Below are 22,366 nucleotides of genomic sequence, written 5' to 3' on the forward strand. Positions count from 1 at the left end.
TGGCTAATTATCAAGTGCGTTTACTAAGTTTGTCAGCGGTTGATGGGCGCTGTTTGCCGAGTTTCGGCTTTAAGACGAGTAACTTCCTGCTCCAGACTATTGGCTTTAAAGTAATAATAAAGCCCTGCGATCAAAAATATCTTTGATAAGATAAAGACAGCAATAAAGGCAACTTTCCAGTGTTTATGAACCCGAATGTACGTATTGTCAACTTCGACATTGATATATTGTGGCTCAGTTGAAGGGGACTCGGTCGATTTCTGATTGGAATCTTCAGGAATCGGTTGTTCCCATTTTTTGATTTCGGTTTCGCTGATTCGTAGCTCAATTTTTTCTCGAATGCCCGGTGGTGGAGGGACAGCATTACGTAGAAAGTAGGCTTCCATTTCCGTTTCCAGTTCCTTTAACTGAGACAAAACAGTTTCATCGGCAGCCAGTACTTGCTCAAGTTCCTCTTTTTCGTGTTCAGTAACCAATCCTAACAGGTATGCTTCCAGAACACCGTTTGTTAAATAGTGATAGTTCTTCAAAGTCAAGACAGTTAAGATGAGCGTTGCTGCTTAAAGTAAGTATAAATCGTACTTAATACGTTCGTTTTTGACAATTGCAGTTTATCAGCAATTTCTTCGATCGTGAATCCTTTATAGAAGGATAAATCGAAAACGAGTTTCCCCATATCATCGTTCACACTAGCCTCCTGAATTGATACAGACTTATTGAATCCGTCAGGCCTGGCTTCAAGTGCTTTGGCCCTGGCTAAACGAATAATTTTACTGCTCACCTGACGAGAATCTTCAGTGTACGACAATACCTGTGATGAAGAGAATAAGTCAATTAATACCGTCTGAGCTATCTCAGGTTCAGGAATGATTTGCAAGATAACTCCGTAAGCCAGAGAGCCGTAACGATCGTATAATAAAAGGCGGTCGGTCTCACGGGCAACTTCCTGAGAAGCCCGTGAGCTATCTATGCGTTTAAACGTACCCATTTCTTGTCATTATTAAACAAACAACAATATCGGCAGAAGGCCGATGTTTTTCCATAACTGTACTACTTTTTACAAGGTAGTGATTAAGCTTAATAGTATGGAAAAGCAAAAAGCAATCGGTCAGCTACTAAAATTAACTGGCCACTTAAGCGCAATGTACTCAAATGTTAGAATTGTTGTTCTGTATTTGCTAAAAAAGTAAACTTACAAAATGACCTCAACGATACTTACTGACCAATATAATTCACTTAAGATCATCCTGTTAAGCTATAAGCTACGCTTTGGAATCTTCTGGAAAGCACTAGGTTCTCAATAAAATGACCCACAAAATTCGTGCCCTGCTTACTATTTTTGTGAAGCGTTTGTGGCAAACGGTTAGCTATGAGCATGTATATTTACCGCCTATTTAAACGGCTATAGTTCTTTGTTATAGATTATCATATCAATGCGAGCATCAAGCATGGAGTTCGTAAACACCAACCCAATGCTATTATGATGAACTCGCTTTGCCAATCTCAAACCGATTAAAGCCAAAGTCAGCAATAGATAGCATTGCACCTGCTGACATTTCACAGCTTAGTGCTGCTATACGTCAAACTTTAGAAAATTTTAATGGAAACAAATTCACAATTTACGATTTACGATTCACGGTTACGATGGCTATTATTTGTTTCCTTACTTGTTCAAATCATTTTCTGCATTACTGAAGTAGGTTTCTTTCATCCTGATCAGCATTTTCAACTAATTGAATTTTCTTCCTGGCAAATGGGTGAACCTTCAGGCGCTACCAGTGTCTGGGAATTAACTAGCCATATCCGGCCAACACTACAGGTTTATTTATTCTCAGGATTCATTGAATCATGTCGATTTTTCCATATAAATGACGCCTATACCCAATTGACAATCCTGAGGCTCATCATTGGGTTAGTGGGCTTTGCACTATTTAATGCGCTTGGCATTTATTATTTTAAATCCAATAGAAAATTACTATACGTAGTATTGCTATTAATCAATTTATCATGGTCGTTACCTTATATCCGTACATTATTTAATTCTGAGATGGCTTCGTCACTTGTCTTTTTTGGAGCCATTTTATTATATGAGATAAAAAAAGAGAAATTTCTATATGTATTACTAACTGGCTTTTTATTTAGTCTTGCATTTTACTTTCGGTTTCAGATAGCATTTGGTATCATTGGTTTTGCATTATGGATGCTTCTAATTGAACGAAAATATACGCAGATAACACCTATGCTAATCGGCTTTAGCATAGGTGTCGCGTTAAATATATGTTTAGACTTTTATTTTTATCACCAGTTTGTTCTTACTCCATACAATTATTATCGGATAAATATTACAGAAGGTAAAGCTGCTGAATTTGGCACATCCAGCCCTCTGTATTATATCGTAGAGTTGCTATTGGTTATTGGCACTCCCCCACTTAGTTTTTTCTTATTTTATTATAGCTTAAAAGGAGCCTTAAAGCAATATAGTCAGCCGCTGGTTTTTGCGGTGGTATTTTTCATTATAGGTCACTGTTTAGTAGCCCATAAAGAAGAACGTTTTCTATTTCCAGTGTTGAATGTACTGCCAATTATAGCTGGGTGGGGATTATTATCATTCGCTAATTATTATCAGCAGGCAAAAAATAATATCCAAACTTTCCTGAAAGGGGTTCTATATTTTAGCACAGTGCTCAATATAATAGTGCTGATTTTGGTAAGCTTAAATCCAATTTCTCAGGCAGTTGAGTTTTCTCGTAAGTTAGCTAATACGTTTAAGGATTCGAATCCAACTATTTATTGTCTACATCGCACACCTTTTGAAACGGAGAACAAACTTCCATTAGCTTTTTATCGGAGAAGTGTGACCAATATTAATCTCATTAGAATTCAGGACGCTGATTCTGCACGATATTTAAAAAATGCCTGGTTAGTCACGACCTATAACGATGCAAAAGATAAACTACCTTTTTTACAAAGCCTGGGCTTTAAGCCTCAGTTTTATTCATCTTCGGCATTATGGAATATCAATCAATTTTTAGAATCTAAAGAAATAAATACCATTAACGAAATTTGGGTATTATATAAAAAAGAATAGTATAGACTATACCAGATTAGGTATCAAAAATTATTTCGGTGTTTTTGGCAAATCCTTAACAATTTTTCAGTGTTTGAAACTATTATTCCTATGTCGGCATAGCTTAAATTTGATTAGTTCTTAGTTCTCTATTTAATAATATGGCCATTTTTCTAGTACTTAGTTGCTCGCGAATCCATAAATATGGAATTTTTAGTGCTGTTTTAATAGATGTATTTGCTAAATTTCTTAACGCTTGCTCCTTTCGATAAACTCGGTGCGTATGCTTGTGTAATTGTCGATAAAAGCCAGGGGAAAAAGTACCTCTGTACATCATATCTAAATCATTAGAGTTTTTCCAGTTTTGCTTATTTTTTAGTTGAGCTTTTACTTTTTCATAGAAAACAGTACCAGGTAACGGATATGAAACAGAAATACCTATATCTGATGGCAGTAATTTTTTTATCATCGATAGTGTCTTTTGGATGTCTTCCCATTGCTCCCCTAAATAGCCATATTGAATAAAGAAAGCTACTTTAACTCCTTTCTCGTTTAGTAGCTTAGTGGATTTTTCAATTTCATTTATTGTAATTCCCTTATCCATAGCATCTAAAATCCGCTGCGAACCACTCTCCGCTCCTAGCCAGACCTCATCGAGACCTGCATCAACTAAATCCTGGATAGTATCTTCTTTGACTAATAAATCCGCTCTCGATTGTATTTTTAACCTTGGCTTTAACTTATTGGCTTGTAAGATTTTTTTAAACTCTTTTACCCAACCCGGTTTTAAGCCAAAAATGTCATCGCATATCCAAAAATGAGTAGCTCCCAGATTCATTAAATAAGCGAGTTCATCCGCTACACTTTGAGGAGAGCGAGAATTGTAGCGATTTCCGTATATCGGCTTTGCACACCAGTTACACTTAAAAGGACATCCTCGTGTAGTCGCTATATTTAATGAAAAGTATCCCTGTTCTTTCTGCCATATCGTTTGATAAGCTGATAAGTTCACCAAATCCCATGCTGGCAAAGGGTAATTATCAAAGACTTCAACCGAATTAGTCTTTTTGGTCTGCGTTATTAAATCATCTTTTAGGAAAGCAACACCGTTAATAGTTTCAAGGTTTTGTAAATCATTATTAAGTAACTGAACCAGCGTTTGTTCCGCTTCACCTAAAAGAACTACATCTGCTCCATGCTGAAGATATTTATCAAAATGATCGGTAGCATCTGCACTATTTACGAATACCTTACAGCCTGCTAATTTGCCCAATCGAATTAGCTCGAAACATGCTTCTCGCATTACAGTTAGGCACATCTTACTCAAATAATTAAAATTATCATCAACGATTATTAAATAATCAGGCTTAAACGTATTTAGTACAGTATTAATTTCTAGTGGAGACTTAGCAAGATTCGTGTCGAATAAGGATACGTCGAAACCTGCTTCACGCATAATTGATGCGGCCAGCATTGTTCCGTAAGGCGGATAAGGCTTCTTCGATTCCCATTGCTTCTGGTCAAACCGATAAAAGTAGGTATTGCTGAATAAGAGTTTCGGCTTCATTTTCAGTAATTTTAATAGCTGTATTCTTTTACTTTTCGGCAATACTCTTTTATGATATTAGGATATGTATCGGTAATATGTGCTTTCGCGATATGGCTTTGTAGATTAGTATAAAAATTAGGATTTGCAAATAATTTAGGCTCAAGTCTTTTTCGTCTTCTTTTTATAGACCATGTCAAAAATTCTCTATCAATAAAATCGCCTATTGGGTTATTCAGACAGAATTCTATTATTTTTTGGATATAAGTCTGTTTTTTTGCTACATCAACATTAGACAAAACCGATTGATTCGGAAAATAGTTATTTGCCCATTCGTTTTGTTTTAACAATAACTCATAATAAGAATACCCATAAAGTGGAATTAATGTTTTAATTTCCATTGCAGTATAAATACTTTCATGATCTATCCTTAAATGATCACTATCGAGAAAAAAATTATAGCAAAAATATTTCTTATCGTTCAGTAAAAATATTTTCTTAAAAAGGCTACAAAATAAATGTGCAACCCAGAGCTTTCCTGGCTCTGTAATAATAAAAAAATCAATATCACTATCTTCATCCATGCAATTTTTCGACATAGATCCTGAAAGAAGTATGCCTCTTATAAAAGGGAAGTTGATGATTATTTTTGTTATTAGCTTAGCTCTAATCATAAATTCCTGAGCTAATGCATTACGTTTTAGTCTATTTTCAACGATTTCTTTATTATTCTGTAGTGTATAAAAATCTCCGAATAAGAATACTTTATTTTCCTGAATCAGGGTACGTAGACAAATTTCTACGTCTGCCATCTCTATTTTTCCTCTTTCATAAATTTCCTTTTTTGTAAGTGGGTAATGGAAAATATCAGAATAAACAAGAATATTTAAGGTTTCCTGTTTATTGTTTTTCAAAGCTGAGTCCTTGTTACTAATGTATCCCATAGTTGCTCGCTCTTTACTGCGTGTTCTCGGTACGAGTGCGTAGCCAGGATGGTTGCGTAGTGACTTAAAAAGACTTTTGCGTACATGGCGAGTAGTTTAGGAAAACAACTCTTATTGCTTATCTTGGTGTATGAACCTTCGTTTATCGTGGCGACAGCTTGCACAGTAAACACAAACTCGTTCTTTTCTCATGAGTAAGTTACTTTTTGTTATTCTGAGCCTCGGTATTACGCTGGGTACGTATCTGTTTGGTGAACATCGATCAGCAAGTCAACCAGCTCTACCCATTACGTCCGTTGACGCCAGCGTTCGTGATACCTTACGGCACGCTGGGCAGACCAGACTGTATTGGCTGCATGTGCCACCCGTTTACAAGCAGAATGATGAGTTATTACCACTGGTTATTGCTCTGCATGGAGGAGGAGGCAGTGGTCAACAGTTTGAATCACAATCGAAACTGAGCGAAAAGGCGGATCAGGAAGGGTTTATTGTGGTGTATCCTGATGGTTTACAAAACCCCGGCGTTTTAGGCTTACGCACCTGGAATGCGGGCAATTGTTGTGGTCAAATTGCATCGGTTCAGCATGTTGATGATGTTGGATTTATGCGAAAATTGATTGATAAGCTAGTCGCTACACGTCGGGTTGATCCTAAGAAAGTCTATGCGCTGGGGCATTCTAATGGCGCTATGCTTTGTTACCGACTGGCCTGTGAATTGCCCGATAAACTGGCGGCTATTGCAGCCAACTCAGGAACCATGCAAGTCAAAACCGCCTGTAAACCCAACCGAGTTATGCCGATCCTTCATGTTCATTCGCAACTAGATCGGAATGTACCTTATACCGGTGGCGTTGGCACCAAGAGTATCAACAAACAATGGAATTCGCCGGTGGATAGCACCCTGACGGTGTTTGCGCAACTGGCTAAGTGTACAACCACAAAGCAGGTTGTCAAAGCCACAGACAAGTACACCTTTTATAAATGGGCGGATTGCCAGAATGGTACCGAAATTCAGTACTACCTGACCACAGATGGTGGCCATTCGTGGCCAGGTGGTACAAAAGCAGTCCGTTTCATCGGCGACTCACCATCCGATGCCTTCGTGAATAATGATCTTATCTGGGCGTTTTTCAAAAATTATTCGCTGCCGTAGCAAACACGAGATGGCGAGCCAGCTAAAAGAAGGATACCTACTTGCCCGTCGCTTTTAGAATGAAATCAACGATGGGCGTTGGATTCGGTAGACTGTGTGGGTGGTGATTGACGCCGGGTTTATGAATAACTGTAATTTGGCCACCCAGCGCCAGTGCCTGTTTTTCAAAAGGTTCGGTATTTTCAGCGACGGGCACGGCATCATCGGCATCACCCACAACATGCAGCATTGGGAAATTTCCTTTCACAATCTGAGGCACTCGATCCAGCGGATTTCCCTTGAATTGCATGGCTTCTTCTTCCGAAGTGAACCCGTAGTCTTTCTTAAAAATCTCCCAGTCAGTTGGGCTTCCTTTGCTTTTTCCTTTGCCACCCGGCCAGCTTTTCAGATCCAGTACGGGCGCATCGACATATACGCAGGCTACTTTTTTGGGATTTTCGACCGCCCAGTTGTAGGCATATATACCACCCCGGCTCATCCCTTCCAGACAAACTTTAGTATCCAGGCCAGCTTTGTGCATGTATTTATAGAATTTGTTCCATAGCTCAACGGCTTCTGCATTGCCAAAGAGTTCGGCGACATCGCAATACACCACATGAAAACCGCGATCCAACAGCGCAATGTCGGTCTGTGGCTCGTGTCCCCAGAAACGAGCCCGCCATATCCAGGGCTTTCCAACGGCCACAACTCGTGGTTTTACTACTTTACAGGCTCGTCCCTGAAACGTGAAATCGGCACAGTCATAGCCGTAAAAAGACGATACTGTAATGGGCTCCTTGATTTTTGGGAAGATATCGAAATTCGGTTGTGTTTTGAGCGTAACAGTTTCGTATAGTCGCCGGGCAATTGTGGTCATTACAGGCGATGACGGATGCAGCTTATCGGGGAATGAAAGGCTGTCTGTTACGGTCAGGGAGTGTAAGTCGATTAGCTCCAGTTTTTCCTCAAACGCAACCTGCCGAATCCGGGGAATAATCAACTTCCTGATAGCGGCATCGGTTTGGCGGGTAGTATCGGTCAGAAATGAGGTTACAGGCAGGAGCAGAATGATGCGGGGATTGGTCGGCAGCGTTTTAAATGATTGAATAAGTACCTTATAATCACCAATAAACTGGTCAATTTTCAAACGATAAGGGAGTCTGCTGTCGTTGGTGCCGAGCTTGATAAATACAATGTCGGGATTACTTTTCAGGGCTTCTTTGTACTGGTCTGTCGTGGTATAGGCGCTTGGTGTATCCCGAAGCAAGGTGCGGCCACTGACGCCAAAATTCGTTACCTCGTAGCCAGTTCCCAGTAGGTTTTGTAATTGACTCGGATACGAATCCCGCGCCCGGTTCGTCAGGGTAGCCCCATACGTAATGCTATTGCCTACACAGGCAATGCGAATCGGCTTTTGGGCATACACCGATAGGGAAAGCAGAACGAATAATAGACTAGAGAACCAACGATATGAATGTGAAGACATACGATTTCGATATCAGTAGAAAGGCTAAAAAGTCCTTCCCTTAGTCTGCTTACTGCTTATTAATGCAGCGACAACCTACTCCCGTTTCTGTTTGTCGAAAAACTGACGCATAAATAGCAGTTGATACGTTACTGAGTTTGCCCAATAGTTCCAGTTATGAGCGCCGGGACGGGTGATATAGTCATGGGCAATGTTTCGCTCCAACAGCTTGTCGTGCAGGTTGTTGTTAACGCGGAAGAAGAAATCATCGGTGCCGCAGTCAATAATCAGCGACAATGCCCCCGGTGTGAGTAAATGCAGGAGATTGATAACGGTATTTTGCTCCCATCGGTCGGGAAACTGGGCGTATGTACCCAGCCGTTTGGCCATATCCCAGTTATTCGGAAACGGGCGTATATCGACGCCACCACTCATACTACCCGCTGCTCCAAACACATCCTGATGCCGGAACGCCAGATACAATGCCCCATGTCCGCCCATACTTAGGCCTGTAATGGCACGCGCCTGCCGGTTTTTGATGGTTTTATAATGACTGTCGATCCACGGCACCAGCTCACTGGCTACGTAGGTTTCGTACTTAAACGAAGGATCTGCCGGACTGTCGAAATACCAACTGCCATAATTGCCATCCGCACAAACAATAATAAGTTGGTGCGCATCAACGACCTGACCAAGGTTTGGTACTTTTTTCGCCCAATCGCTATAGTTTCCGCTGTAGCCATGCAGCAAGTATACTACCGGAAATTCGCTGCCAAGTGTATACGAATCTGGGGTCATCACTACCGCTTTAATCGTCTTTTTCATCGACGAACTATAGGTATCAACCGTATCGATTTTAGCCGCCTGAACATGGAAGGCAAGTAATAAAAGGATACTGATTAGTAAAGTACGAAAGGCAATCATATTAAGGTTGAGATGGTATTTATATCCGTTTCTAAAGCAGATGGTAAGCAACTGCCTACTTCTTTTTAATGTGATTATCCATAAATCGGAGGTACTGCGCCCAATCATAATCGGTTACATCATGTCCGCCGGGCCGGATATGGTAGCCGATTTGCCCCTGCACAGACTGGTTAAGTGGAGGCATGTCAGCTATAGGTAATCCTGTCGTTCCCAGAAATTTATAGACTTCACTGGCAGCTTTTGCTCCCTCAAATTCACCTTCAGGATCAGAGCCTTTGTCTTGCTCGGCACTCGCGACGTAGACTGGTCGGGGCGCAATCAATGAAATCACCATATGCTGGTCGAATGGAAGGAGCGTATCCTGGTCCATGTATTTTTTGAAATTACCAGCGAACCAATGTGGAAAAACCGTGCAGAGCCGCCGAATATTTTCACCCACACCCCGATGAAATAACTTAGCTCCGCCTGCTCCTGATTCATGGCTGATAACCAGCGCAAACCGTTTATCGGTAGCACCGGCCCAAAGAGCTGCTTTGCCCAACCGCGACCAGCCAAATACAGCAACGCGTTTGGCATCAATGGCCTTATCGGTTTGTAGATAATCCATGATCCGGCTTAGTCCCCACGCCCAGGCAGCAACCGTACCGAAGTTATCGCCCCGGTTCTGAAATTCAGGATATAAAGGATGAACGCCTGTTGTGAACTTAGTAGATGGTTCGTCGGAAGCGATGTCTTCGCGGTAGGCTGTCACCAGCGCATATCCTCTGCTCAAGATACTATCGACAGGCCATTGGCGGGCGTTCAGGCCCCGGCAGGCTTCAGTAGCCTGATGGTTGACCACACAGGAAACATCAATGTAAGGATTCCCCTTGCCTGACTCTATCCAACTGGTCGAAATACGAATGGCGGGATCGGAATTGACACTTTGGTTGCCCCAAAAATTCAGGCTAACGATAGCCGGAACGGGGCCTTTCACCTGATTCGGACTATAGATCAGCACGTCCATTCGTGGGCCATCTGGCTTCCCATTAAAATAGATAGCAACCTGTTTTCGGGTTGCTTTGCCGCCCAGTGCTTTAGCATCTGTATCGAAAACTTTGAACGTCATGGCAGCCGGTTTGCCCGGCGAATGGCCGTACATCTCGCTCGCAAAGCGTTCCAGTAGTTCTGGTCTGCGTTGGGTCTGCCATTCTTTTGCACTTGTTACCCGCCCGCCATTGTTGAGCATTAGTGGATCGGGTACTGGATGTTTCTGAGCAAGCATCGGCAGCGTCACCAGACAAAAAAGGGAATAGAGAGGAGCTTTCTTTAGCATTACAAACTCGTTATTAACAATTATTTATAGGGCTTTCCCCATCTCTACACATGACCAATTCGCAAAAAAATTGGAAATTGAAGTTCACGTTCCTCTTCACCCCAAATTGATTTCAGCTCCTCTCCTAGCCCATTAACAGGATCTTCTTCATTCTCGTGAATGTATTGACGCACTGCCGACCAGGTACGCAGGTAGTTTAGGAAACGCGCCAACGACCAGGTACGTCGGGCGATGAAACCTGCTCGTTGCGCATTGGCAAATGGGAAGGGCAAGGTAGCATAGGCATTATCAATGTATTTTCGTTGCGGGTCCCAGTAAGGACCGATACGGTTACGGTAAAAATCCAGTAAAATGGGATCGAGGTCTGAGCCGATTTTGACTAAGCCATAGCCCCATTCGGCGATTACCGCGCCCGGTTTGGCTACCCGGCGAACCTCCTGATGAAAGGCGCTTATGTTGAACCAGTGGAGCGACTGAGCCACCGTAATCAGGTCGAAGGTGTGGTCGGGAAAGGGTGTTTGTTCGGCGGGACTCAACTGATAGTGGATATTCGGCTTTTTAACCGCCAGAATGAGTTGAGTTTCGCTGATATCAGTGGCCTCGACCTGCTCAAAAATAGCCGCTAATGCTCCGGCGACCTGCCCATTTCCAGTAGCGCAATCCCAGGCGCTTTGCCGATTTCTAACAAACGAGAGAACAAAATCATATAACTCTGCCGGGTAGTCGATTCGGTATTGGGCGTATAGATCGGCATGGCCAGAGAAGCGGTCGATAGGCTGCATAGTTTTTTGTTTTGGCAAATTTTAAACGTTTTCGGGGAACAACTGTCTAATGTTTAGTTTAATAGGAAAAACCGTAGCCAAAATTGGGTTATCATCTGAAACAGTCTATTTTTGCGAGGCTGACCTATAGGCCGATTATCAATCAATTCGTCCATTTATTGTTTACCCGATTCTCATGAAAAAAACGTTTGGCATTCTCTTCGCTTCGGCTGCGCTCGCCGTTGCCTCTTTCGACGCTAACGCTCAGGCACCAGCCGATATTCCGGCAGATATGAATGCCCTGATGCAAAAATACACCTGTATTGCCTGCCACCGCCCAAATCAGCGGCTGGTTGGCCCAGCTTATGCCGATGTAGCCAAGAAAAAATATTCTACCGACGAAATTGTTAAGCTAATTTATACACCTGTTCCTTCCCACTGGCCAGGTTATCCTCCAATGGCTCCAATGACACAGGTACCGAAAGAAGATGCCACGAAACTGGCTGTCTGGATTAATTCGCTGGATGATAGCCCGAAGACGACTACTAAGAAAACCACGAAGACAACTACCAAGAAAACCAAGAAATCAGCCTAGTCTGCTTTCTGGTAACGTTTTCTAGTATAAAAAAAGCACTGGGCCGAAATCCAGTGCTTTTTTTATATATCGAATGAGTCTCTTGAAATCAATGCTTCTTACGGTTAATCGGGTGTTCAATACGGCGAACTCTGGCCTGCAACCGCTTAATCTGCTGCTGCTGATCCAGCATATATAAGGTTAATTCTTCGATCTTCTCCAGTAGTTTGGCGTTCAGCTCAGCCACATCAACCCCTTGTTGCACCACCTTCTGAGCCGACGGCAAATCTGGCAAATGGCCATGCTGACCCACATACAAGCCCACTTCAGTTAAGGGTCGCAAGTGGTAGTTAGCGGAAAAAACCTTATCAGCCCACTCGTTTGCATGCGTATACTGAAGTCGATATCGGGCCAGCACCACGTCACCATGTTCATTGACGCTCAGAAACTTATCTGTCTGCCCGCTCGCCACACTCTGATTCGTCAGATTTTCCAGCCGAATACCTGATTCGTCTGGCTGCTCACTGCGCACATGCAATCGAGCCGTTGGCGCGCTGGTGCCAATACCCACGTTGGCATTCTGCCCTAATACAACTGCATTACTTACAGCCACGCGTGCACCATAGCCCAGCGCCGTAGCATTAGTTAAATGGGGAGTCTGGACATCAGCCGCTGTACCCAGCAACGTATTCCCAAAGCCATCATCATGCTCCCCCGTATTGAAACCAATGAAGACGTTGTCATCCGAATTGGCCGAAGCAGGCCCAGCCCCACGACCAACGAATGTATTATGGTTACCGGTTGTATTACCGTAGCCAGATTTGGTTCCAAAGAACGTATTCCCTTTACCTGAGGTGGTGCTGTAGCCCGCCTGAAAACCGACGAACGTATTGGAATCGGCTTCGGCCGTATAACCTGCCTGATTGCCAAGCAGCGTATTGGCCGAGCCTGTTGTATTGACATATCCTGATTGGAAGCCGTGATACGTATTACTGTTTCCTGACGAGTTATTTGCCCCAGATCCAGATCCAATAAACGAATTCCCTGAACCTGTCAAATTCCAGTAACCCGCCTGCTCACCCAAAAATGAGTTATTCGATCCGCCATTATTTGAGAAGCCTGCCTGATGACCTATAAATGAATTACTGAAGCTCGTTGTATTAGAATACCCGGCCTCATAGCCCAGAAAAACGTTACTATATCCTGATGCATTATAATATCCCGCAGCATAGCCCACAAACACGTTTTCAGGCGCTAATGCATTGGTATAGCCCGCCGAAGATCCGACAAAAACATTACTGCTTCCTTTATTATTTTTACCTGCCTGATAACCAATAGCCACGCCATCGGAATAAGATCCAGCCCCAACGCCTGCCTGATGACCCACCAGCACATTACGGCTCCCGGTTACATTATTGTAGCCCGTTCCTAAACCCAAATACATATTGAACGAACCCGTCGTATTCGAAAAGCCTGCCTGATAGCCGGTAAATACATTGCTTTGGCCCGTCGTAGCAATACTGGCTCCCGCCTGCAGACCAACCAGTGTATTGAAACTACCGGGAGTTCCAGAATTGGGGCTCACGGCAACATAGTTATTCTGAGCCCAAAGGAAGGTTGGTATGAGCAAACCAGGCAGAAGTAAGCGTTTAAATTTAGTCATAACGATCAGGATTAAAACTGACAAGCGTTCTCCCAGTGAGAAAAAACAGCTCTAATATAAACAGTTACACCCTGACAGACAACAACTTAATTCAATACAGCACTAATGAGAAAAGTACTGGAATATGCCCAGCTCTGATCGTTCATTTTTGAGAGGCCGCATGCTTTTTCAATAAACTTAATGTATGCTCCAGCGACTTTGTATCGCCCCAATCCTCATGGCCGGGAACCACAATACGAGCGCTCCCAAATTGTTTCATTACATTCTGAATAGTAGCTGCCCATGCGTTCAGGTTCGCATCGGCAAGGTTTCCCATTCCAAAGGCGACTACACTTTTGATCAGACATCCCCCGTGCAAAATCTGCTGATTCGGTAGCCAGACCACAATATTATCGCTGGTGTGTCCTTCCCCCGGAAAGTAGCAGCGAATCGGCTCCTGGCCAATCGTGAACGTTGTATCATTGGGCAAAATGCCTTCGGGAGATTCATAACCGAGTTTAACCGATTTCCGGGCAGTCAAGGGCGTGCTAACAACCCGGATGCCCGCTTTATGGAGTTCCCGGATACCCCCTACACGGTCTTCGTGCGCATGTGTGACAATGCAAAGCCGCACAGGTTGATGCAGATTATCAGCAACCCATTTAAGTAAGTCTCGGGTATTATCGGTATTGGTATCCGTATCCCAACCCGTATCGACCAACACAACGCCATCTTTCGTGTTGACAATCAGACCATTGGATGGAACAGGCGTTCCCTTGTATAGGCCATAGGTTATATGAACGTACACATGGTCGTTCAGTGGCGTAACCGTTAGTTTAGGCTTTTGTGCAGGTTGCGCTTGAGCAAAGCTAAGTAGTAGCCCAAAACAGGCCGTTAGAATAAGCGTGGATTTTAGGACTATAGACCACGTTGACGAATACAGTTGCATTGATTGACAGGCCATTATGGATTCGTTAATACGCCAACTTTTAGAAAACTCGCCCCCGATTTGCCATGATAAACCCGGTGGGTGGCTTTCTGATAATCAGACTCTTTAGCTGAGAAAACAGGTACAAACGTTTGGGGGTTTCGGTCGGCGAGGGGAAAGCATGAACTTTGCACCTGCACCATGAGTCGATGCCCTTTTTTGAAGGTATGCAAGACATCCTGCAACTCTACGGCAACCTGTGTCGGCTGATTGGGTTTGAAGGCTTCGGGTTTGCTGATATTGTTCCGGTAACGTCCCCGGATAATTTCGCTCCGGATAAGCTGTTGATAATCGCCATAGATTACATCTTTCTTTTGCGGATTCTCCGGCGCATCCGACGGATACACATCAATCACTTTAACCATCCAATCGGCATCGGTACCGGTGGTTGAGACGGTGAGTTGAGCCAGTATTGGGCCGGTAAGGGTCAGGTCTTCGGTAAGAGCGTCCGTTTGGAACGTCAACACATCGGGTCGGGCGGAGGCAAATCGCTGATCGTCAACCATGTATTCCGCAGAAAAGCCATCGTTAATTTTGCTTGCAAACGGAACCGGGTGCGCCGGATCAGATGGAAATTCGGAGAAGGGTGCGCCTGCTGCTATCGGCGAAAAACTGAGTTTCCCGCTGCCACCTAAATACAACTGTTTCTGCACGGTTCCCTTTGGTGGATAGGTATCGAAACTCCGCCAGCGATTGGTACCTGTTTCAAAGAGCGTGGCTTCAGGCAGAGTCAACGGAGTCGTTTCGTTGAATAGGTAGTGTTTGAAAAACTTAGCTTCAATATTCTCCTGATAATAGGGCGATGTTTTCGAACCGAAGTCTACGTCGGCAAGGGTTTGCCCCGATTGCCTGGCCCAGCCACCGTGTACCCAGGGGCCTACGACAAAAATGCTCTGAATGCCCGGATTCTGCTTTTCAATGGCTTTATACGTATTGAAGGTACCGTACAAATCCTGTTCATCGTACCAACCGCCTACTACCATTACGGCGTGTTTGATACCCTTAAGGTGCGGTAAAATGTTCCGTTTTTTCCAATGATCGTCGTAGTCGGGATGCTCGAAATTTTCATGATAGTACACATTCCGACCTTTGTAATACTGGCTCTCCGAGTTGGCGGTTGGCCCCATGTTCAGGTAAAAATGATAGCCATCGGGGTCGTCGATAGAAAATAAGCGTTGTGGCCGCTGCTTTGTTGGACCGGTTTGCTCCTGAAAACCAGTATAAAAGCCAAAGTTGGCCGCAATTTGAAAGGCACCGTTATGAAACGCATCATCACGCCACAGATCGGCCATTGGCGCCTGTGGCGACGAGGCTTTTAGGGCAGGATGTCCCGAAACCGATCCCGCCGAGGTAAAGAAGCCGGGATAGCTGATACCCCATTGACCCACGTTTCCGTTATGGTTGGGGATGTTTTTCAATAGCCAGTCGATGGTGTCATAAGTATCTGAGGCTTCATCGTGATCGGCATTTCCTTTCTTGGCGTCAATGTGTGGCGTCATTTCGACAAACTTGCCTTCAGAAGCCCATCGACCACGAACGTCCTGATAAACAACTATGTAATTATCGCGGAGCATAAACGGATTGGGAGCCAATCGTGGTCGAAAGAGACCAACGCCGTAAGGCTGGCAACTGTAAGGTGTCCGTTGCATGATGATCGGGTGTTTCACCGACTGATCCTTGGGTGCATAGACCTGCGTAAACAGCTTGGTGCCATCGCGCATGGGCACCATAAATTCAGATTTCTGGTAGTTCTCGCGTACATAAGCGGTGTCTTGTACAGGCGTGAACGGGTATGGATTTGCGGGTGGAGTCGACTGGGCGACAACGAGGGCTGGGAGCAGCAGTAGGAAAAGAAATAGTGGTCTCACAGAATGTTGGAAGTCATTTTCGGTACAAAATAGCGCTAAATTGCACTAGATAAATCGGTGACCTGGCAATTTCCCCTATGGGTACCTTTCTTCTCCTTGTTGATCGAGGAAGTAATTAGTCGGCGAAACTTATTCTCTATCGAGATTAGTAACCCATGAAACGAACGATTCTTAGCTATAGCCTCGCCCTGGCAGCTCTGATTAGTATGCTGAAGCTGCTGGAATATCGTTTTTTAGTACATACCCTGTCGCTGGAAATTTACCTCGGCCTAATTGCCATTCTGTTTACCGTATTGGGTGTTTGGGTAGGGTTGAAACTTACCCAAACAAAACCTTTACCTGTTAGTCAGCTCAATTATCAGGTTGATTTTCAGTTCGACCCTGCCCGGTTAGAAAAGTTCGGGATCAGCAAACGCGAATACCAGGTATTAGACTTAATGGCACGGGGGCTCTCCAATCAGGAAATAGCCGATACGCTGTTTGTCTCCCTCAATACCATTAAAACCCATTCCTCAAATTTGTTCCTCAAACTCGATACGAAACGCCGGACACAAGCTGTTCAGAAAGCGAAGGAACTCCGGCTTATTCCTTAAAAGGTTTTTGACAGGATTTACAGGATAAAACAGGATTAATGAACAGAAAGAAACCCTGTTTTATCCTGTAAAAAAATATCTAATACGTTGGTATGATTCAGGCGGTCAGGATTAAAATCATACTTTCGGGTGATGCGACTCGGCGCGTGGCTTATTTGCTTTGATCAAAAAAACAATCATGAGAAAAGTCGTTTTGATTTATGGCCTTTTAGCCGGCACAATTGTGGGCGGCATGTTTCCCATTACAGTTCCGTTCTGGCGGAGTGGACTCATTACATTCGACAATGGCATGTGGGTGGGATATACCACTATGGTCATTGCGTTATCCCTTGTTTTTTTCGGGATCAAGTCCTACCGCGATAATCATTTAGGTGGAGGAATTACGTTTGGCACGGCCTTTAAAGTAGGCATCCTTATCACCCTGATTGCGTCCCTTCTTTATTGCATAGCCTGGGAAATCTGCTACACGACAATTTTCCCTGATTTTATGGAAATGGCGGCTAAACACACGCAGGAAAAAATGAAAAGCAGCGGAGCCACAGAATTGGAAATGAGCAAGGCGTTAGCCGACTTTCAGGCGAGTGCAGAATCGTACAAAAATCCGTTCGTGCGGCTTGCCATCACATTTATAGAAGTTTTCCCAGTCGGGTTGCTCATCACACTATTGAGTGCTACCCTTTTACGAAAAAAAGATTTTTTGCCGGTTGCGTCATAAAACAGTATTTCAAGTTCATGATTAGTGTTCTTATAGGCCATAAAAAGGAATTGGGGTTAGCCCTGATTCCTTTTTATTTTATAGACAGGTTCTTATCCTAATCTCGTGCACTAACAGTCAGCAAATTTTTTGTTTTGCTAAATCCTCTATTACGTATAGGGCAAATACGTTAGTTATTAATGCCCTATACTAACTTTGTGGTTCGCAAGGAGGCAAACCAGTTGTTTGGCAAGCACAATTTCCCCACGTGCGTTACCAACTCACCGTAATGAAACATACGTTAAAATCTGTAGCAACAGGACTCAAACGGTTGAGCCTTGGCATAGGTGTTCTAATTCTGCTGATCGGTTTGTTGATTGGCGGGCTGCCTTATTTGTTCCCCGAATTTATTGCCGAAAAGCTGAGCGACTGGACAGCTGGCAACCTGAAAGGGAAACTGGTGTTTTCGGAGGCTAAACTCTCGTTTTTTGCTCGTTTCCCTAACCTGACGCTAACCCTTCGCGACGTTACACTCAATGGATCGGCTCCGTTTGAGCAGGATACTCTGTTAGCCGCCAGCGAGATTAGTCTTGGGGTCGATCTGGCCAGTCTGCTTGAAAAACGAATTCAAATTGATAAAGTATTCCTAGCTGATGGACGGATTAATGTCCAGGTGGATAAAGAAGGACGTGCTAATTATAATGTATATGTAGCCTCAACCGATTCGTCGGCTGCCCCGACCGATACGAGCAGTACTGCACTGATCATCAACAAGATACAGATTGAACGAACTTCTATTCTTTACAATGACCTATCGATTCCAATCCTGATTCGGGCAAAAGGCGTATTCTATGAAGGCAAAGGCGATTTGAGTAAAGACATCTTTGATCTCTACACACATACACACATCGACTCAGTCGATCTCTATTACGATAACCAGCCCTACGCGCTTGGGAAACAGGTCAATGCCGATTTGATTACACAGGTAAATACGAATTCGCTGGCGTTTGTCTTTACTAAAAATGACCTAAAAATTAACAAGCTACCTGTTCAGTTTAAGGGTAAGTTCGCCTTTTTTCGCGACGGTTACACAATGGATTTTAAAGTAAAATCTGTTGAAACTGATCTGCACAATATAGTCACCGCCTTGCCTCCTGATCTGGTACGCTGGGCTGATAAAACCGACATAAATGGCTTCGGAGCATTTGGCGTATCGCTATCGGGTGAATATAGCGCCGTTAACCATACCAAGCCCGCTTTGCAAATCGATGCTACCCTGCGCGACGGGTCTATTGCCTACGAAAAAGCCCCCGATCCTGTCCGAAACCTACGGCTCGATTTATCAGTCAAGCTGCCTAACCTGAATCCTGAAGAGCTGGATCTGGACATGGATTCGCTCTATTTCACGATTAATAAAGACTTTTTTAGCTCGCGTTTACGGGTGAAGGGCTTTAGCAAGCCAAACATTCACGCCTTGGTCAATACGGATATTGATCTGGAAAAGTGGGACAAAGCATTAGGCATTCCATTGCTCGATGTAAAAGGCAGGTATCGACTGAACTTACAAGCTGATGGTGATTATACCGTCACACAGAGACGCATCAGCTCGCGCAAAGTGGAGCAGGTCATTACAAGTATTCCGCGATTTACGATGAAGTCCTCGCTTGAAAATGGCTACATCAAGTACGATTCGTTACCGCAGCCGGTCAGGGATATAAGCTTTAAACTCGATGCGTCCTGCCCTGACCAGGATTATCGGCATGCCAATCTGGAGTTAAAAAATCTCCGCATGAAAGCCCTGCAAAATGTCGTTAACGGATTTGTCCAAATTAGTAATCCGAAGGATTTGTCTATCGTCGGAAGACTGGACGCCATTGTTCACTTAGACGAAATAAAATCGTTTTATCCACTCAATGATAGCCTGAAACTAGCTGGTAACCTGACAATTGTGGCCGAGACAGAAGGCCACTATGTACCTGCAAAACGCCAGTTTCCTGCCGTCAAAGCGCTTGTTAAATTAACGGATGGCCTTATCCAAACGAAATACTATCCGCACCCCCTTGAGCGCATTCATGTGGATGCCAGAATAGTCAACACAACACCCTCACTGAATACACTCAGAGTTAACCTCAGTCCGATTGCATTTTCGTTTGAGGGAGAACCGTTTCGGGTTCGGGCCGACCTCAAAAATTTCGATAATCTGACCTATGACATTACCTCACAAGGCACAGTCGATGTTGGTAAACTCTACCAGGTTGTCGCACAAAAGGGCTACGACGTAAAGGGCCTTCTCAAGACAAACTTCTCCTTACGTGGTAACCAGAGCGATGCCACGGCTGGGCGCTATGACCAGCTTTTTAATAAGGGAACCGTACAGGTAAAGGACTTATTACTTTCATCTGATTTGTTTCCGTTGCCTTTTCTGATCAGGGCGGGCCTATTCCGATTCGATCAGGACAAAGTTTGGTTCGATAAATTTAGAGCTACCTATGGCACATCGTCGGTAGTTATGAGTGGTTACCTGACCAATCTAATCGATTATTTAACCAGGCCATTGTCACCCCTACGCGGCAATTTTACATTGAACAGCAACAGGATCAACGTCGATGAATTCATGGCGCTCGCTAATAAGTCAACAGCCTCAGGTAAACCCACAACGCAATCATCAGGCGTCGTAATGGTTCCACCCAATTTAGCAGTTGAGGTTAAGGCCGAAGCCAAACGAGTGAGCTATAACGGATTGATACTTCAGGATGCGCACGGCCAAATGACTGTCGATAGTGGCCGGATCAAACTTCAACAAACTGGCTTCACCGTGATTGGCACACCCGTTACGATGGATGCAACCTATCAGAGCCTATCCCCCCAACGGGCGTCATTCAACTACCACATCAACGCCATTGATTTTGATATCAAACGGGCTTATCGCGAGATTACTTTGTTCAGGGCTTTAGCCACCTCTGCGGCCAAAGCAGAGGGGCTGGTTTCGCTGGATTATCAACTCGGTGGGAATCTGGGTGCCGATATGCAACCAATTTATCCATCGCTGGTAGGAGGTGGCGTATTATCGGTTCGTATGGTAAAAATGAATGGATTTAGTCTGTTTGGAGCGGTGAGCAAAGAAACGGGACACAACATCAACAATCCAGACATATCGGAAGTGGCCATTAAATCTACAATTGCCCACAATACCATGACCATTGCCCGTACTAAACTGCGCGTGGCCGGTTTCCGCCCCCGGCTGGAAGGCAAAGTGGGTTTAGATGGTCGTCTAAATCTGAACTTCCGATTGGGCCTCCCTCCATTGGGCATTCTGGGTATCCCGATGACCATTACGGGTACGCAAACCAATCCGAAAGTCAAATTAGGGAAGAATAGAGAAGATAAGGAAGAGGCCGATCAGTAAGATTAGATCGCCTTTTATTTTGCTACTTGAATACCCTCTGTATCATCCAGGCGGGCAATAATACCCCATCCGTAAAAATAATTAGCAAGACCAATCATTATTTCGTTCTTGCCTTCTTTCAGAGGCAGTTTGATAGCTGCATTTTCGATTGTACATCGGCCTCTTGGTGCTTTTTGCTGGGCAGTACCAAAATAGTTTTTGTCGACATATAAAACTTGCCCATTGATGAATACCCATACTTCATCGCTGAAGCCTAAGTTTAGGATTCGTTCCTGAGCTTTATCAGATTGGATAGTTGTCTTAAGCCAGGCTAACAGGCGGGCCTCCTTGTCTTTATGCGAATATAGTCTGCTCAAATTGATAATACCTCGGCTTTCGGCCTTAACCGGCGACCATTGTGTGGTGCTATCGGGTAATTCTGAACCACCAACTTTACCATACGTGCTAAATAGCCCCAACATCAATTCTTTACCGACAGGAAAAACGACTGGTGCACTGACCATCCAGTTTCTCAGATAGCGTGTATCGTTATAGATTGACGCATAGCCCGCTTCTGGGCTTAATCCTTCGGTTGCATCGGGTTTGATCAGTAAATTGGCATAGTTGACCAGCCCACTCAATGATAGATTTCCAGCAGTTTCTGTACTTTCCAGTTCAGGGACAATTAGAGCAGGTTTGCTCATGTCGTTTACATACGCCTTCATTTGTTTGCCCGAAATAACCAGCTTTACGTGATTCCAACCATTTTGATAGATTGTAGCTCCAGCCTGGTACTCATCGGTTAAATCCCACATGCTCATGCCATTGATTATGGGGGCATATTGTAAAGTGGTTCTTACATCTGGTGTTACCTTGCCAAACGAACGCAGATAAAAATTCTCTCCGTTTTTATGATCCGACGACATTCTGAAATTGATGCCTGGAAAGCCTGTCCCCTTTAGTTCGATATCAAACTCAATAGTGCCATTGCTAAAATTGATGTCTTTCAACATCACGTTACCGGCGCCTTTTAGGATTTTCATAACAGGCCCGATTTTATCGGTCACAAATTCAACCTGTCCCGGTTCATACACCCACTGTTGGGCGACCATTGGGACGTGTAGCTCCTTTAATTTTTGAGAAGAGACTTTTTGCGCGTGAGTAGGCCGAATTAAACTAAACAAGAGTAGGAGAGAAAGGAGTCTGAGCATATCGTTTGCCGTCTAAGTTATTGGATGACGAGACAAACATAGACGCATCAGTACGCATAAAATCATTCATTCCTGTTCAAGTTTATACAAGTCTGTTCAAAATCTTAAGCACCTAACAATCAAGATATTATTCCGCCGTTTAAATTTTCACATGATCTGGTCCAATCAGTTGAAATAGGCCAGGTATAACTCCTCCAATTCGCAATTCGGATTAGGAAAGAATAAAGTAGATAAGGGCGCGACGAATCAGTAACGTT

At 44.0% G+C, this 22,366-nt stretch carries 18 protein-coding genes; 6 read left to right on the forward strand and 12 right to left on the reverse strand.

Features of this window, described 5'->3' with window-relative positions; translation table 11 throughout:
- Positions 1 to 32: 32 nt before the first annotated feature.
- Positions 33 to 530 (reverse strand): hypothetical protein, encoded by a 498-nt coding sequence (locus GO755_RS35320; protein ID WP_157590159.1) that lies wholly within the window; start codon positions 528 to 530, stop codon positions 33 to 35.
- An 11-nt stretch (positions 531 to 541) separates the two neighbouring features.
- Positions 542 to 988 (reverse strand): hypothetical protein, encoded by a 447-nt coding sequence (locus GO755_RS35325; protein ID WP_157590160.1) that lies wholly within the window; start codon positions 986 to 988, stop codon positions 542 to 544.
- 612 nt (positions 989 to 1,600) lie between these two features.
- Between GO755_RS35325 and GO755_RS35330 the strand changes: the two genes are divergently transcribed.
- Positions 1,601 to 3,088, forward strand: coding sequence for a glycosyltransferase family protein (locus GO755_RS35330; RefSeq protein WP_157590161.1), 1,488 nt, complete (start codon positions 1,601 to 1,603; stop codon positions 3,086 to 3,088).
- 103 nt (positions 3,089 to 3,191) lie between these two features.
- Here the strand turns inward: GO755_RS35330 and GO755_RS35335 are convergent, their stop codons facing one another.
- Together GO755_RS35335 and GO755_RS35340 are read right to left on the reverse strand one after the other, a co-directional pair.
- Positions 3,192 to 4,634 (reverse strand): B12-binding domain-containing radical SAM protein, encoded by a 1,443-nt coding sequence (locus GO755_RS35335; RefSeq protein ID WP_157590162.1) that lies wholly within the window; start codon positions 4,632 to 4,634, stop codon positions 3,192 to 3,194.
- 11 nt (positions 4,635 to 4,645) lie between these two features.
- Positions 4,646 to 5,527 carry a nucleotidyltransferase domain-containing protein gene (locus tag GO755_RS35340; RefSeq protein WP_157590163.1) on the reverse strand — a complete coding sequence of 294 codons (882 nt, stop codon included), beginning with the start codon at positions 5,525 to 5,527 and terminating at the stop codon, positions 4,646 to 4,648.
- 220 nt (positions 5,528 to 5,747) lie between these two features.
- Between GO755_RS35340 and GO755_RS35345 the strand changes: the two genes are divergently transcribed.
- Entirely contained in the window at positions 5,748 to 6,710 is a 963-nt protein-coding gene (locus GO755_RS35345) for an extracellular catalytic domain type 1 short-chain-length polyhydroxyalkanoate depolymerase (RefSeq protein ID WP_157590164.1), read from the forward strand.
- Between the two features lie 37 nt (positions 6,711 to 6,747).
- Here the strand turns inward: GO755_RS35345 and GO755_RS35350 are convergent, their stop codons facing one another.
- From GO755_RS35350 to GO755_RS35365, 4 genes are all read right to left on the reverse strand, one after another.
- Positions 6,748 to 8,175 (reverse strand): GDSL-type esterase/lipase family protein, encoded by a 1,428-nt coding sequence (locus GO755_RS35350; protein WP_157590165.1) that lies wholly within the window; start codon positions 8,173 to 8,175, stop codon positions 6,748 to 6,750.
- 75 nt (positions 8,176 to 8,250) lie between these two features.
- Entirely contained in the window at positions 8,251 to 9,078 is an 828-nt protein-coding gene (locus GO755_RS35355) for an alpha/beta hydrolase (RefSeq protein ID WP_157590166.1), read from the reverse strand.
- A gap of 55 nt (positions 9,079 to 9,133) precedes the next feature.
- Complete coding sequence (locus tag GO755_RS35360) at positions 9,134 to 10,393, reverse strand: alpha/beta hydrolase family protein (protein ID WP_157590167.1); 1,260 nt, start codon at positions 10,391 to 10,393, stop codon at positions 9,134 to 9,136.
- Positions 10,394 to 10,437: 44 nt separating this feature from the next.
- Positions 10,438 to 11,175: a class I SAM-dependent methyltransferase gene (locus GO755_RS35365; protein WP_157590168.1), complete on the reverse strand. Its 738-nt coding sequence runs from the start codon at positions 11,173 to 11,175 to the stop codon at positions 10,438 to 10,440.
- 175 nt (positions 11,176 to 11,350) lie between these two features.
- On the opposite strand from GO755_RS35365, the gene GO755_RS35370 reads away from it, so the two are divergent.
- On the forward strand, positions 11,351 to 11,749 hold the full coding sequence (locus tag GO755_RS35370) for a c-type cytochrome (protein WP_157590169.1): 399 nt from the start codon (positions 11,351 to 11,353) through the stop codon (positions 11,747 to 11,749).
- Positions 11,750 to 11,837: 88 nt separating this feature from the next.
- Here GO755_RS35370 and GO755_RS35375 read toward each other — a convergent pair whose 3' ends face one another.
- The 3 genes from GO755_RS35375 to GO755_RS35385 form a co-directional block, all read right to left on the reverse strand.
- A complete protein-coding gene (locus tag GO755_RS35375; protein ID WP_157590170.1) occupies positions 11,838 to 13,391 on the reverse strand; it encodes a hypothetical protein in 1,554 nt (517 codons plus the stop codon).
- A 142-nt stretch (positions 13,392 to 13,533) separates the two neighbouring features.
- Complete coding sequence (gene bla, locus GO755_RS35380) at positions 13,534 to 14,334, reverse strand: subclass B1 metallo-beta-lactamase (protein ID WP_227687212.1); 801 nt, start codon at positions 14,332 to 14,334, stop codon at positions 13,534 to 13,536.
- Positions 14,334 to 16,226, reverse strand: a complete 1,893-nt coding sequence (locus GO755_RS35385; RefSeq protein ID WP_317166023.1) for a CocE/NonD family hydrolase — start codon at positions 16,224 to 16,226, stop codon at positions 14,334 to 14,336. The genes bla and GO755_RS35385 overlap by 1 nt, the downstream gene beginning before the upstream one ends.
- Positions 16,227 to 16,381: 155 nt before the next feature.
- Here GO755_RS35385 and GO755_RS35390 point away from each other — a divergent pair, with 155 nt between their 5' ends.
- From GO755_RS35390 to GO755_RS35400, 3 genes are all read left to right on the forward strand, one after another.
- The gene (locus tag GO755_RS35390; protein WP_157590171.1) at positions 16,382 to 16,819 is read left to right on the forward strand and encodes a helix-turn-helix transcriptional regulator; all 438 of its coding nucleotides are present in this window, start codon (positions 16,382 to 16,384) and stop codon (positions 16,817 to 16,819) included.
- Positions 16,820 to 16,997: 178 nt separating this feature from the next.
- On the forward strand, positions 16,998 to 17,534 hold the full coding sequence (locus tag GO755_RS35395) for a DUF4199 domain-containing protein (protein ID WP_157590172.1): 537 nt from the start codon (positions 16,998 to 17,000) through the stop codon (positions 17,532 to 17,534).
- A 268-nt stretch (positions 17,535 to 17,802) separates the two neighbouring features.
- Complete coding sequence (locus GO755_RS35400; RefSeq protein WP_157590173.1) at positions 17,803 to 20,919, forward strand: AsmA family protein; 3,117 nt, start codon at positions 17,803 to 17,805, stop codon at positions 20,917 to 20,919.
- Positions 20,920 to 20,933: 14 nt separating this feature from the next.
- Here GO755_RS35400 and GO755_RS35405 read toward each other — a convergent pair whose 3' ends face one another.
- A complete protein-coding gene (locus GO755_RS35405) occupies positions 20,934 to 22,109 on the reverse strand; it encodes a hypothetical protein (RefSeq protein WP_157590174.1) in 1,176 nt (391 codons plus the stop codon).
- Between the last annotated feature and the right edge of the window lie 257 nt (positions 22,110 to 22,366).

This window comes from Spirosoma arboris (assembly GCF_009754945.1).
Lineage (GTDB): Bacteria > Bacteroidota > Bacteroidia > Cytophagales > Spirosomataceae > Spirosoma > Spirosoma arboris.